Source organism: Kocuria sp. LHG3120 (assembly GCF_049897445.1).
In the GTDB taxonomy this organism is placed as follows: Bacteria; Actinomycetota; Actinomycetes; order Actinomycetales; family Micrococcaceae; genus Kocuria; species Kocuria rosea.
The window spans coordinates 354,862-367,454 of sequence record NZ_JAFCWG010000004.1 but is presented as its reverse complement, the minus strand read 5'-3'; the positions used below and the strand labels follow the sequence as shown (position 1 = coordinate 367,454).

Here is a 12,593-nt window from a genome sequence, read left to right as displayed (position 1 = left end):
ACATGACTTCCCCCAGCACCGTGACCGGGCACGCCCCCGCGGCCGAGCACGTCCCCACGATCGATCCCGGCTCGCTGTTCCGCTTCGCGACCGCCGGCTCCGTCGACGACGGCAAGTCCACCCTGGTGGGCCGGCTGCTGCACGACGCCAAGGCGATCCTCGCCGACCAGCTCGAGGCCGTGGGCCGGACCTCCGCCGAGCGCGGCTTCGGCGGCGGCACGGGCCGGCTCGACCTCGCCCTGCTCACCGACGGCCTGCGCGCCGAGCGGGAGCAGGGGATCACGATCGACGTGGCCTACCGCTACTTCGCCACGGACCGCCGCTCCTTCATCCTCGCGGACTGCCCCGGCCACGTGCAGTACACGAAGAACACCGTCACGGGCGCCTCGACGGCCGACGCCGTCGTGCTCCTCGTGGACGCCCGGCACGGCGTGGTCGAGCAGACCCGGCGGCACCTGGCCGTCGTGTCCCTGCTGCGCGTGCCGCACGTGGTGGTCGCCGTGAACAAGATCGACCTCGTCGACTACGATCAGGAGGTCTTCGACCGGGTCGCGGCGGACGCCACGGGCATCGCCGCCCGGCTGGGTGTCGAGGACGTGCACGTGGTGCCCGTCTCCGCCCTCGAGGGCGACAACGTGGTGGAGCCCTCCGCACGGACCCCCTGGTACTCCGGGCGGCCGCTGCTGCGGGTGCTCGAGGAGCTGCCCACGGTGGACGAGTCCGGCCGAGGCACCGCCCGCCCCTTCCGCTTCCCCGTCCAGTACGTCATCCGCCCCCAGGGCGGCACGGCCCCGGGCGCGGACGCCGAGCGGCTGCGGGACTACCGCGGCTACGCGGGCCAGATCGCCTCGGGCACCGTGGCGGTCGGGGACGAGGTCGTGGTCCTGCCCGCGGGCCGGCGCACCACGGTCACCGGCATCGACGTGGCGGGCACCGCACCCGCCCCCGGAGCGCCCCTGCCCGGCGAGCAGCTCACGGAGGCCGCGGCGCCGCTGTCCGTGACGCTGCGGCTGGCCGACGACATCGACATCGCCCGCGGCGACCTCGTCGCGAGCGCCGACGACGAGCTGCCGGAGCCCGTCCGGGACCTCGTGGCCTCCGTGGCCTGGCTCGGCGAGCGGCCCCTGCAGCCCCGCGCCCGCGTGCTCGTCAAGCACGGCGCCGCCACGGTCCAGGCCATGGTCGTCGAGCTCGAGGGGCGGCTGGACCTCGAGGAGCTGGTGCTGCGGGACGCCACCACTCTCGAGCTCAACGACATCGGGCGGGTCCGGCTGCGGCTGGCCTCCCCGCTGCCCGTCGACCCCTACGACCGGCTGCGGCGCACCGGCGCCTTCCTGGTCGTGGACCCGGCCACGGGCAACACGCTCGCCGCCGGGCTCGTGCGGGACGCCTGAGGTGGGCGGGCAGCAGCCGCCCGCCCTCGTCACGGTGACCGCCGGTGACGGAGGGCGCGCCGCCTCGGGCCGCCGCCGCCGGGGATGGCCGCTGGTGCTGACCGCGCTGGCGCTACTGGCCGCCCTGACGGTCGCCGCCACCGCGCTGCGCGACAACGGGACGCTCGCGGCCTGGGAGGCGGACGCGGTCGAGACCTCGGACGCCGCCGAGCTGCGGCTGGGCTACTTCGGCAACCTCACGCACGGCCCCGCCCTCGTCGGACTGGAGAACGACTACTTCGCCCAGGAGCTGGGGGACACCGCGCTGTCCGCGCAGGTCTTCAACAGCGGCCCCACAGCGGTGGAGGCCATGAACGCCGGGTCGATCGACGCCGCGTTCGTGGGCCCCAACCCGGCGATCAACTCCTTCGTCCGCTCCCAGGGCCGCTCGCTGGCCGTGGTCGCGGGCGCCGCCTCCGGCGGCGCGCAGTTCGTGGTGCGCCCCGCCGTCACGGGCCCGGAGGACCTGGCCGGGCGCACCGTGGCGAGCCCCGAGTTCGGCGGCACCCAGGACGTGGCCCTGCGCACCTGGCTCGCCGAGCAGGAGTACGACGCCGACGGCGAGGGGGACCGCGCCGTGGCGATCACGCCCATGGCCAACGGCCAGACCATCTCGATGCTCCGGCAGGGCCGCGTGGACGGCGCCTGGCTGCCCCAGCCCTGGGCCACCCGTGCCGTCCAGGACGGCGCCCGGGTCCTCGTGGACGAGCGGGACCTCTGGGCGGACGGGCGCTATCCCACGACCGTCCTGGTGGTGCGCAAGGACTACCTCGAACGCCACCCGGAGACCGTCGAGGAGCTCGTGCGCGGTCTGCAGCGGTCCGTGGACTGGCTGCACGAGCACGAGGCGGAGCCCGAGCTGCTGGCCTCCACCCTGAACGAGGGCCTGGAGAGCGCGCAGACCGAGACGCTGCCCGAGGCGACGGTCGCGGGTGCGCTCGAGGCCGTCGAGTGGACCACCGACCCCCTCGCGGACACCTACCCGCAGCTGCTCGCCGACGGCGTGGCGGCGGGGACCACGGAGGAGGCCCCGCTCGAGGGGCTCGTGGACACCACGGTCCTGGACCGGGTCCGCGCCGGCTCGGAGGGGGGCGCATGAGCACCACCACCGCGATCCGGCTCCGCGGCCTCGGCAAGAGCTTCGCCCCCGAGGACGGCCCCGTCCTGCAGGACGTGGACCTCGACGTGGAGCGCGGGCAGTTCGTCGCGCTGCTCGGCGCCTCCGGCTGCGGGAAGTCCACCCTGCTGAACATCGTCGCGGGTCTCGAGGAGCCGACGGAGGGCTCCGTGACGGTCCCCGCGGAGGGCGCGGCCCTGATGTTCCAGGACGCCGCGCTGTTCCCCTGGCTCACGGCGCGGCGCAACGTCGAGCTGGCCCTCGAGCTGCGCGGGGTCCCCACCGCCCGGCGGCGGGACCAGGCCGGGGAGCTGCTCGAGCTGGTCCGGCTGCCGCACGCGGCGGACAAGCGCCCGCACGAGCTCTCCGGGGGGATGCGCCAGCGGGTGGCCCTGGCCCGGGCCCTGGCCCAGGACCGGGAGGTCCTGCTCATGGACGAGCCGTTCTCCGCGCTCGACGCCATCACCCGGGACCTGCTGCACGAGGAGCTGCTGCGCGTCTGGCGCACCACCGGCCGGACGATCGTGTTCATCACGCACAACGTCGCCGAGGCCGTGCGGCTGGGCCAGCGGGTGCTGCTGATGTCCTCCCGCCCCGGTCAGGTGGTCCAGGAGTGGGACACCCGCCCGTGGAAGGACCCCGAGTCCTACGGCTTCGAGGGCAGCGCGCAGTCGCTCGACGACACCCTCGGCGAGCTGACCCGCACCATCACCGCACGTCTGCGCGAGGAGATCAGCCGCCATGCGAAATGACACCGCCCTGCCCGGCGTCCCGGCCGCGCCGCCGGTGGCGCCCGCGCCCCCGGCACCCCGCCGCGGCGCGGAACGGGCCGTCCCCGGACCCGCCCCGGACCGGGCCGGCGACCCGGCCGGGACCGGTGAGGAGCTCGCCGGGCTCGACGCGCTGCAGACCGAGCGCACCCGGAAGACCTCGCTGGGCGAAGTGCTGCGCACCAAGGTCGCCCCGCCCCTGGTCGCCCTGGTGGCCGGCCTGCTGCTGTGGCAGCTGCTCGTCGCGCTCCTGGGCACCCGCCCCGACGTCGTGCCCGGCCCGCTGGACGTCGCGCGGCAGTTCGGCGCGCTGGTCGGCGACGGCACCGTGCTGGGCGCCCTGGGAACGAGCCTGTGGCGGGGGATCAGCGGCTTCCTGGTGGCGGCGGCGGTTGCCACGCCGCTGGGGCTGCTCATCGCCCAGTGGCGAGGGCTGCGCAACGCCGTGGGCCCGATCATCTCCGGGCTCCAGGTGCTGCCCTCGATCGCCTGGGTGCCCGCCGCGATCATCTGGTTCGGCCTGTCCGACGCCACGGTGTACTTCGTGGTGCTCATGGGCGCCATCCCCTCCATCATCAACGGCATGCTCGCGGGCGTGGACCAGATCCCGCCGCAGCTGCGCCGCGCCGGGCACGTGCTCGGCGCCCGGGGGTGGACCATGGCCAGCAAGGTCGTGCTCCCCGCCGCCCTGCCCGGGTACCTCGCCGGGCTCAAGCAGGGGTGGGCCTTCTCCTGGCGCTCGCTCATGGGCGCCGAGCTCATCGCGATCGGCGGCTCCATCGGGTTCGGCCTCGGCTCCCTGCTGGAGCAGGGCCGGACGGTCTCCAACATGGCGGTGGTGATGGTCGCCGTGCTGTCCATCCTCGTCGTGGGCATCCTCGTGGAGCTGCTGTTCTTCAACCCCGTGGAACGGCGCCTGCTGCGCGGGCGAGGGCTGCTCGGCCACCGCTCGTGAGCCTCCGCACCCAGGAGATTCTGCGCCGGATTCACTACCCTTGTACCCGGTCTACGATGCGCGCGGCGGACGCCGTGCGCGCAATCGAAAGGAAGCCACGTGGCTGACACCACCACCCGCCCCCTGCGCGTCGCCATCATCGGCGCCGGTCCGGCCGGCATCTACGCCGCGGACATGCTCACCAAGTCCGAGCCCGTGAAGAACGGGGAGCTCGAGGTCAGCATCGACCTGTTCGACCGCTACCCGACCCCGTTCGGTCTCATCCGCTACGGCGTGGCCCCCGACCACCCCCGGATCAAGGGCATCATCACCGCGCTGCGCGCCATCCTGGGGCGCGGCGACATCCGCTTCTTCGGCAACGTGGAGTTCGGCCGGGACCTGACCCTCGCCGACTTCGGCGCCCACTACGACGCCGTGATCTTCGCCACCGGAGCCGTCTACGACGCCCCGCTGAACATCCCCGGCAACGACCTCCGGGGCGTGCACGGGGCCGCCGAGTTCGTGGCCTGGTACGACGGCCACCCGGACTTCCCGCGCACCTGGCCGCTCGAGGCCCGCGAGATCGCGGTCATCGGCAACGGCAACGTGGCCCTCGACGTCGCCCGCGTGCTGTCCAAGCACGCCGACGACATGCTCCTCACCGAGATCCCCGGCAACGTCTACCAGGGGCTCAAGGCGTCCCCGGTCACGGACGTGCACATCTTCGGCCGCCGCGGCCCCGCCCAGGTGAAGTTCACCCCCCTCGAGCTGCGCGAGCTCGCCAAGTCGCGGGACGTCGACATCGTCGTCTACGACGAGGACTTCCAGTACGACGAGGGCTCCGAGCTGGCGATCGCCGAGAACAACCAGGTCAAGGTCATGGTCAAGACCCTCGAGAAGTGGCGGGCCGACGACTCCCCGAAGACCGCTTCCCGGCGGCTGCACCTGCACTTCCTGCAGAGTCCCCGCGAGGTGCTGGGGGAGGACGGCCGGGTCACGGGGCTGCGCATGGAGCGGACGCGCCTCAACGGCGACGGCTCCGTGTCCGGGACCGGCGAGTACGTCGACTACCCGGTGCAGGCCGTCTACCACGCGGTGGGCTACCTCGGCTCCCGCCTGCCCGAGCTGCCGTTCGACGACGGCCGCGGCGTGATCCCCAACGCCGAGGGCCGCGTGCTGGCCGAGGACGGGACCGTGCTGCACGGCCTCTACGCGACCGGGTGGATCAAGCGCGGTCCGGTCGGGCTGATCGGCGCCACCAAGTCCGACGCCCTCGAGACGGTCACCCACCTCCTGGAGGACCGCGCCGTGCTGCCGGGCGCCACCCGCCCGGACCCCGCGTCCGTCAACGACGTGCTCGAGGCCCGCGGCGTCGAGTACACCACCTGGGAGGGGTGGCTGGCCCTCGACGAGTACGAGCAGGGCCTCGGCCAGTCCTCGCACGACGCCGAGGGCAACCCGCGCGAGCGCGTCAAGGTGGTCGAGCGCGAGGAGATGGTCAGCGTCTCCCGCGAGGGCGTGGCGGAGCCGGTCTCCTCGCCCGTCTGAGCCGCAGCACCGCACGCACCGCCGTGCCGGGCCGCGAGGGGCCGCGTCCTGCCGAACGCGGCCCCTCGCGTTGCCGGACTCCGGGCCTACAGGCCCAGCAGCCCGCGGACGTGGTCGTTGAGGAACACCCCGTCCGGGTCCACGGACGCCCGGGCGTCGAGGAAGTCCTGGAACCGCGGGTACACGGAGCGCAGGTACTCGGCGTCCTGCGTGTGCACGGTGCCCCAGTGGGGGCGGCCGCCGTGGGCCACGAAGATCTCCTCGGCCGCGGCGAACACCTTCGGGTCGTACCGGCGCCAGTACTGCCGCAGCGCGATCCAGCCGGTCTCCCGGCCGTGGGCGGGGGCGAGCCAGGCGTCCTCGGCCGCGGCGCAGCGCACGTCCACCGGGAGCGAGAACGAGTAGTCGCGCCGCTCGATGAGCGTCTGCAGCTCCCGGAAGGCCACGACGAGCTCCTCGACCGGCAGGGCGTACTCGGAGGAGACGAACCGGGTCCGGCGCGGCACGGTGAACACCCGGAAGGACAGGTCGCTGTACTGCCGCGGGCTGTTCGTGAGGGCGTCGAGCCGGTTGAGCCCCGGCGTGGAGCGCGGCAGGGCCGTGGCCAGCTGGTTGAGCCCCGCGGTGAGGGTGTTGCGCAGCAGGGCGTCGTCGAGCCGGCGCACGGTGCGGGCCACGGGGGAGCCGGGCCGGGTGTAGGAGTCCGGGAGCTTGTGCAGGCGCGTGAGGATCCGGGTCTGGGCGGTGGCGGTGCCCGGCGTCCAGAAGAACTCGAAGTGGTCGGCCCCGGCCATCCGGCTGCCCAGGGTGTCCACGAGCTGGCCGAGGGGCTCCTTGAGCTCCGCCGCGTGCAGCCGGAACGTCGGCTCGCACACCAGGGTGACGCTCGCGAGGACCCCCATGGCGCCCAGGCCCACGCGCGCGGCCTGGAACAGCTCGGGGCGCTGCTCGGCGGAGCACTCCACCAGCTCGCCGTCGGCCGTGACCAGGCTCAGGGCCACCACCTGCTGGGAGAGGGAGCCGAAGGCCAGGCCGGTCCCGTGGGTGCCGGTCGAGACGGCGCCGGCGACCGTCTGCCAGTCGCTGTCCGGCAGGTTGGTCACGGCCAGCCCGTGGGCGTCCAGCTCCTGGTTCAGGTCACGGATCGTGGTGCCCGCGAGGACCGTGACCCGCTGGTTCTCCCGGTCGACGGCCGGCAGCCCGGACAGCCCGGAGAGGTCGACCATGACGTCGGGGGCCAGGGGCAGGGCCGAGAAGCTGCACCCGGAGCCCACCGCGCGCACGCCCAGTCCGCGGCGCACGGCGGCGGCGACGCCCTCCGCGAGCTCCGGGACGGAGGTGGGGCGCAGCACGTGCCGGGGGGTGACGGAGTGCGTCCTGCCCCACGTGGCCCACTCTCTCGTCCCGGTCTCGCCGGGCAGGGCGTCGGGCAGCGAGACCTCGCTCATCGGCGGGACCGTCCTTCCTCGCAGGCAGGTGCACAGTGCGCCCTCATCATGTCATCCCGAGGGCGCTCCGGCGCCCTCGACGACCCCGTCCTGCGGCCCCGCCGCGCGTACCATCGGAGGCGAAGCCCGCGGCGGGATCCGGAGCACCGCGGACCGAGGACGCGCACAGGAGGCAGCACCATGACCGATCACCCGTCCCCGGACCGGGAGCGCGAGGAGCCCCACGAGACCACGCTGGGCGAGGAGGCGGTGCGCGACCGCGTCCCCTCGGGCGGCGGGCAGAGCCGGTCCCTCGACGCCACGGGGGAGATCGTCGTGGGCATCGACGGCTCCGAGCAGAGCCTCGGGGCGCTGCGGTGGGCGGCCCGGGAGGCCCGCCGCCGCGGTCGTCCGGTGCGGCTGGTCACCGCGTACAGCCTGCCCGTGTTCTCCGGCTCTGGGTTCGACACCGGCTACGCCACCGTGGACGAGGCCGCCCTCACCCAGGGCGTCGAGGAGCTGCTGAACCACGCGGCGGACCAGGTCCGTGACGTGGGGGTCGAGCTGCGGGCGACCGTCGAGACCGGGGACCCCTCCGGGGCCCTGCTCGAGCTGAGCCGCACGGCGGAGCTGCTGGTCCTCGGCTCCCGCGGCCGGGGCGGTCTGCTGGGCCGGCTGCTCGGCACGGTCTCCACGGCGGTGCCGGCGCACTCGAAGTGCCCCACGGGCGTGGTCCCCCTGCCGTGGGCGCAGCAGCACCTGGGCGCGGAGGAGCTCACGAGCACCCGGGCCCTCGTGGACCGCGTGGTCGTCGGGTCGGACGGCTCCACCCAGGCCCGGGCGGCCATGCTCTACGCCGCGGAGGAGGCGCGCCTGCTCGGCGTGCCCCTGACGGTGCTGTGCGCGCTCCCGCCCGTGAGCGGGGCGCTCGCGTGGATGCCCACGGCGGTGGACTTCGAGGTGATGTACGACGACGTCGCGCGGGCGCTCAACGGCGGCGTCGCCTGGCTCGAGAGCTGGTTCCCCGACCTGCAGATCGGCTCGGAGCTCGCGGACGGCGCGCCGGTGCAGGTGCTGGTCGAGCAGACCCGGCGCAACGGGCTCGTGGTGATGGGCACGCGCGGCCGGGGCGGCTTCGCGGGGATGCTCCTGGGCTCCACCTCGCAGGGCGTGCTGCACAACGCCGCGGGACCCGTGCTGATCGTCCCGGACCGCTACGACGAGCGGATCGAGACCCGCAAGGACTTCGACTCCGACGACATCCGCCCCTGGGACGCCTGAGCGGGCCGGCTCAGCCCCACCCCAGTTCGTGCAGGCGCTCGTCGTCGATGCCGAAGTGGTGGGCGACCTCGTGGATGACGGTCACCGTGATCTCCTCCACGAGCTCCTCGCGCTCCGCGCACATGCGCTGCAGCGGACCCCGGTAGACGAAGATCCGGTCCGGCAGGGAGCCGGCGCCCCACCCGCCGTCCCGGGCGGTCAGGGGCACGCCCTCGTAGAGGCCGAGCAGCCCGGGGGAGTGCTCCGGCGGCTCCTCCTCGACCAGGATCACCACGTTGTCCATCGCCCGGAACAGGGCGTCCGGGATCAGGTCGATGGCGTCGTCGACGGCGCCGTCGAACTCCTCGCGGGTCATCTCGATCACGCTCTCCTTCCTACCCCACGAGCCCGGGCGCCGGCTGGGTCCCCGGGGGCAGTGCGGGAATTGTGCGGGATCCGCGCGAGCCTCTAAGCTGTACTCGGTTTCTCCCGTGTCACGGTCCTCGGTCGCCGAGGTCGTGGTCGTCGACGCGGGTGTCCGGCCCCCATCGTCTAGTGGCCTAGGACACCGCCCTTTCACGGCGGCGACACGGGTTCGAATCCCGTTGGGGGTACGCGATCGGAGGGTCCGCCCACCGATTTGCACAACCGGCGAGGAATGCTGGTAAGATCAGTCCTCGTTGGAAACAGCAAGGCCCTGTAGCGCAGCTGGTTAGCGTGCCGCCCTGTCACGGCGGAGGTCGCGGGTTCAAGTCCCGTCAGGGTCGCTCAGACGGCGTTCATCGAGTCGATGCGGCGCCGTCGCGGCATATCCGCTGCGGATGTGCCGGGGCTCTGTAGCTCAGTTGGTAGAGCGTACGACTGAAAATCGTAAGGTCACCGGATCGACGCCGGTCGGAGCCACCGCGGAAACCGCCGGTCCCCTCGAGGGGCCGGCGGTTTCTTCGTGCCGGGGGCCCTGCCGCCCGCTGCCAGCGGACACGGAGGTTCGCTCCCTACCCTGGGAGCCGTGACCCGGTATCCCCGTCGCCCGAGCCCCCGCGGGGCAGCAGCGGCCGCGCTGACCGCCCTGAGCCTGCTGGCGCTCACTGGCTGCGGCGCCGGCCCGCAGTCCTCCGGGCTCGTCCTCGAGCCGACCGCGGGCTCGCCCGCCCCGGTGCCGGCCGGGCCCACCGCGGAACCGGAGGCCTGCTTCGACGTGGCGAGCGCCTACACGGCGCTGACCCTCGTGCCGCTGTCCGGCGACGAGCCGGACCCCCACTTCCGCCCCCAGGGGGCGGCTGCCTCCGTGCGGGACCTCACCTCCCGGCTGCCCGCCGAGCTGCGCCCCGCGTTCGAGGACGCCGTGGCCGCCCTGGACGCCGCGGGCTCGTCCGTGCAGCCCGCCGAGCTGGCCGATCTGCAGCGGACGCTCGCGCCGGTCGGCGACTGGCTCCGCCGGGCGTGCGCGGAGCCCACCCCCTCGAACTGATCAGCAGCCTGTCTAGACTGGGGGGCAGGTCGCCCGGCCCGGGTGGCCCCGACGGGAGGAGCCGACATGACCGAGCGCCGACGCGAGCAGGAACCGGGGCACGGGCCGGTCGACGACCAGCGCGAGGACGGCGTGGTCGTCGAGCCCGGCGCCGAGCTCGACCGCGACCTGGAGCAGCAGGGACTGGGCACCGAGCGGCCAGGCGACGAGCAGGGGCGGCCGTGACCGGCCCCGCCCGGACGAGCGCGCTCGGACGGGCCGCGGCGACCGGCGCCGCGGCGGGGATCGCCGGGGCCGCTCTGATGGTGCTGGGGGAGAAGGCGGAGCAGGCGCTCACCCACCGGCCGGACTCCTACGTCCCCGCGCGCGCCCTGCTCACCCTGCTGGGACGCCACCCCGGGGACCGCGAGCAGCCCACGGGCTGGAACTCCGCCATGCACTACGGCACGGGCGCCGCCCTCGGCGCCCTGCGCGGCGTGTGGGCCGTGACCGGCATCCGGGGTCCGCACGCGAACGCCTGGCACACGGTGGTGCGGCTGGCCTTCGACCAGACCGTGGAGAACGCGACCGGGGTCGGGGCCCCGCCGTCGACCTGGCCGGCCGGCGAGCAGGCCGTGGACGTCCTGCACAAGGCGGTGTACTCCGTGGTCACCGGCGTGCTCGCGGACCGGCTGGTGGCGCCGGTGCTCGTGTCGGGCCGGGGGCGCACCAGCCACTGACCGGCGTGCCGGTCCGGGCGTCCGCGACGAGCGGTCGTCCGCGGCGTGCCGGCGTGCGGCGCCGCACGCCGTGCGCCAGGACCGCCGGGTTCCCCGAGGCCGGGGGGCCCCGAGGCCGGGGCCCCGAGGGCCGGCAGGACGGCTCAGGGGGCCAGACGCCACCACACGGCCCGCTCGGGCCGCAGGACGCCGTCCTGCACGGCGTCCCGGCGGCTGAGCACGAGCGGCTCTCCGGCGGGCAGGGGGACCGGGGCGCCGCCCAGGTTCGCCGCCACGAGGACCCGCTCCCCGGCGCCGGTGGTGTTCACGAAGGACAGCAGGCCCGTCGCGGCGTCGTGGCTCGCGTGCCACGCGAAGGAGCCGCGGCCGAGACCGAGCTCCCGGCGCACCCGCAGCGCCGTGCGGTACACCGTGTGCGTGGAGTCGGGGACCCCCACCTGCCGGTCCGCCGCGAGCTGCGCGAACTCCTCGGGCTGCGGCAGCCACGGGTCGGCCCCGAAGCCGTGGCCGGGCTCTCCCGTGGCCCAGGGCAGCGGGACCCGGCAGCCGTCGCGGCCGATCTCCTCGCCCCCGGTCCGGGCGAACGCCGGGTCCTGGCGCAGCTCGGCGGGCAGGCGCGTGTGGTCGGGCAGGCCCAGCTCGTCCCCCTGGTACAGGTAGGCGGAGCCGGGCAGGGCCAGCTCCACCAGCGCGGCGGCGCGGCCGCGGGCGAGACCCTGCTCGTGGTCCGGCTGCTCGCCGTCCGCGTCGATCCCCTTGGGGTAGGCGATGGGATCCGTGAGCCCGAAGCGGGAGACGTGCCGGACGGTGTCGTGGTTGGACAGCACCCACGTGGTGGGCGCGCCGACGTTCGCCGACTCCGCCAGGGAGTCCTCGATGGCCCGGGACATCCGGGCCCAGTCCCACCCGGCCACCAGGAAGTCGAAGTTGAACGCCTGGTGCATCTCGTCGGAGCGGACGTACATCGCCAGCCGGTGCGCCGGCTCGACCCACGCCTCGGCCACCAGCATCCGGTCGCCGTCGTACTCGGCGAGCACCCGGTGCCAGTCGCGGTAGACCTCGTGCACGCCGTCCTGGTCGAAGTAGGGGCTGCCGGTGCTCAGCGGGGTGTCCGGGGCGTCGTGCTCCCGCGCGTCGTGCTCGCCCTCGACCATGTGCACCTGGTGGTCCCAGTCCGGCAGCCCCTCGGCCTTCACGAGGCCGTGGGCCACGTCCACGCGGAAGCCGTCCGCGCCCCGGTCCAGCCAGAAGCGCAGGACGGAGCGGAACTCCTCCCACACCTCCGGGTTCTCCCAGTTGAGGTCCGGCTGGGTGCTGTCGAACAGGTGCAGGTACCACTGCCCGTCCGGCAGCCGGGTCCAGGCCTCGCCGCCGAACACGGAGCGCCAGTTGTTCGGCGGCAGCTCCCCGTGCTCGCCCCGGCCGTCCCGGAACATGTACCGGTCCCGCTCGGGGCTGCCGGGCCCGGCGGCCACGGCGGCCCGGAACCACTCGTGCTCGCTCGAGGTGTGGTTGGGCACCAGGTCCACGATCAGCCGCATCCCGAGCTCCGCCATCCGGGCGCGCATCCGGTCGAAGTCCTCCAGGGTGCCGAAGCGGGGGTCCACGTCCCGGTAGTCGGAGACGTCGTAGCCGGCGTCGTGCTGCGGCGAGACGTAGAACGGGGACAGCCACAGGGCGTCCACGCCGAGGTCCGCGAGGTAGTCCAGCCGGTCGACGATCCCGGGCAGGTCGCCCAGACCGTCACCGTCGGAGTCGTTGAAGGACCGGGGATAGATCTGGTAGATCACCGCGGAGCGCCACCACTCGCCCTCCTCGGTGGCGGGGGACTGGCTGACCTGCTGCGTCATGGGGGTGCTCCTCGGGTGCTTCGTCGGGGGTGTCCGGTGCGGGCGGCTCCGGTGCGGGGGCGTC

The 12,593-nt window shown here is 74.4% G+C and carries 12 protein-coding genes and 3 tRNA genes; 12 read left to right on the top strand and 3 right to left on the bottom strand.

Annotated elements, in window-relative coordinates; all coding sequences use genetic code 11:
• The first annotated feature begins 2 nt into the window (after nt 1-2).
• The 5 genes from ACP7CD_RS10745 (at nt 3) to ACP7CD_RS10725 (ending at nt 5,802) form a co-directional block, all read left to right on the top strand.
• Nucleotides 3-1,394, top strand: a complete 1,392-nt coding sequence (locus ACP7CD_RS10745; protein ID WP_017833016.1) for a sulfate adenylyltransferase subunit 1 — start codon at nt 3-5, stop codon at nt 1,392-1,394.
• A 1-nt stretch (nt 1,395) separates the two neighbouring features.
• On the top strand, nt 1,396-2,532 hold the full coding sequence (locus ACP7CD_RS10740; RefSeq protein WP_017833017.1) for an ABC transporter substrate-binding protein: 1,137 nt from the start codon (nt 1,396-1,398) through the stop codon (nt 2,530-2,532).
• Nucleotides 2,529-3,302 (top strand): ABC transporter ATP-binding protein, encoded by a 774-nt coding sequence (locus ACP7CD_RS10735; RefSeq protein WP_017833018.1) that lies wholly within the window; start codon nt 2,529-2,531, stop codon nt 3,300-3,302. Before ACP7CD_RS10740 ends, ACP7CD_RS10735 begins: the two co-directional genes overlap by 4 nt.
• The gene (locus ACP7CD_RS10730; RefSeq protein WP_035925516.1) at nt 3,292-4,275 is read left to right on the top strand and encodes an ABC transporter permease; all 984 of its coding nucleotides are present in this window, start codon (nt 3,292-3,294) and stop codon (nt 4,273-4,275) included. The genes ACP7CD_RS10735 and ACP7CD_RS10730 overlap by 11 nt, the downstream gene beginning before the upstream one ends.
• Before the next feature lie 99 nt (nt 4,276-4,374).
• The gene (locus tag ACP7CD_RS10725) at nt 4,375-5,802 is read left to right on the top strand and encodes an FAD-dependent oxidoreductase (protein WP_017833020.1); all 1,428 of its coding nucleotides are present in this window, start codon (nt 4,375-4,377) and stop codon (nt 5,800-5,802) included.
• Nucleotides 5,803-5,888: 86 nt separating this feature from the next.
• Here ACP7CD_RS10725 and ACP7CD_RS10720 read toward each other — a convergent pair whose 3' ends face one another.
• Complete coding sequence (locus ACP7CD_RS10720) at nt 5,889-7,250, bottom strand: D-arabinono-1,4-lactone oxidase (protein WP_017833021.1); 1,362 nt, start codon at nt 7,248-7,250, stop codon at nt 5,889-5,891.
• A 180-nt stretch (nt 7,251-7,430) separates the two neighbouring features.
• Between ACP7CD_RS10720 and ACP7CD_RS10715 the strand changes: the two genes are divergently transcribed.
• The gene (locus ACP7CD_RS10715) at nt 7,431-8,510 is read left to right on the top strand and encodes a universal stress protein (RefSeq protein ID WP_017833022.1); all 1,080 of its coding nucleotides are present in this window, start codon (nt 7,431-7,433) and stop codon (nt 8,508-8,510) included.
• Between the two features lie 10 nt (nt 8,511-8,520).
• On the opposite strand, the gene ACP7CD_RS10710 is transcribed toward ACP7CD_RS10715, so the two are convergent.
• Nucleotides 8,521-8,874, bottom strand: a complete 354-nt coding sequence (locus tag ACP7CD_RS10710; RefSeq protein WP_017833023.1) for a metallopeptidase family protein — start codon at nt 8,872-8,874, stop codon at nt 8,521-8,523.
• A gap of 156 nt (nt 8,875-9,030) precedes the next feature.
• Between ACP7CD_RS10710 and ACP7CD_RS10705 the strand changes: the two genes are divergently transcribed.
• The 6 genes from ACP7CD_RS10705 (at nt 9,031) to ACP7CD_RS10680 (ending at nt 10,679) form a co-directional block, all read left to right on the top strand.
• A tRNA-Glu gene (locus ACP7CD_RS10705) sits at nt 9,031-9,103 on the top strand.
• A 79-nt stretch (nt 9,104-9,182) separates the two neighbouring features.
• Nucleotides 9,183-9,256, top strand: a tRNA-Asp gene (locus ACP7CD_RS10700).
• Nucleotides 9,257-9,319: 63 nt separating this feature from the next.
• A tRNA-Phe gene (locus ACP7CD_RS10695) sits at nt 9,320-9,392 on the top strand.
• 106 nt (nt 9,393-9,498) lie between these two features.
• A complete protein-coding gene (locus tag ACP7CD_RS10690) occupies nt 9,499-9,960 on the top strand; it encodes a hypothetical protein (protein WP_017833024.1) in 462 nt (153 codons plus the stop codon).
• A gap of 66 nt (nt 9,961-10,026) precedes the next feature.
• The gene (locus ACP7CD_RS10685) at nt 10,027-10,185 is read left to right on the top strand and encodes a hypothetical protein (protein WP_426120166.1); all 159 of its coding nucleotides are present in this window, start codon (nt 10,027-10,029) and stop codon (nt 10,183-10,185) included.
• On the top strand, nt 10,182-10,679 hold the full coding sequence (locus tag ACP7CD_RS10680) for a hypothetical protein (RefSeq protein ID WP_284563206.1): 498 nt from the start codon (nt 10,182-10,184) through the stop codon (nt 10,677-10,679). Before ACP7CD_RS10685 ends, ACP7CD_RS10680 begins: the two co-directional genes overlap by 4 nt.
• Nucleotides 10,680-10,822: 143 nt before the next feature.
• Here ACP7CD_RS10680 and ACP7CD_RS10675 read toward each other — a convergent pair whose 3' ends face one another.
• On the bottom strand, nt 10,823-12,529 hold the full coding sequence (locus ACP7CD_RS10675; protein ID WP_284563207.1) for a glycoside hydrolase family 13 protein: 1,707 nt from the start codon (nt 12,527-12,529) through the stop codon (nt 10,823-10,825).
• Between the last annotated feature and the right edge of the window lie 64 nt (nt 12,530-12,593).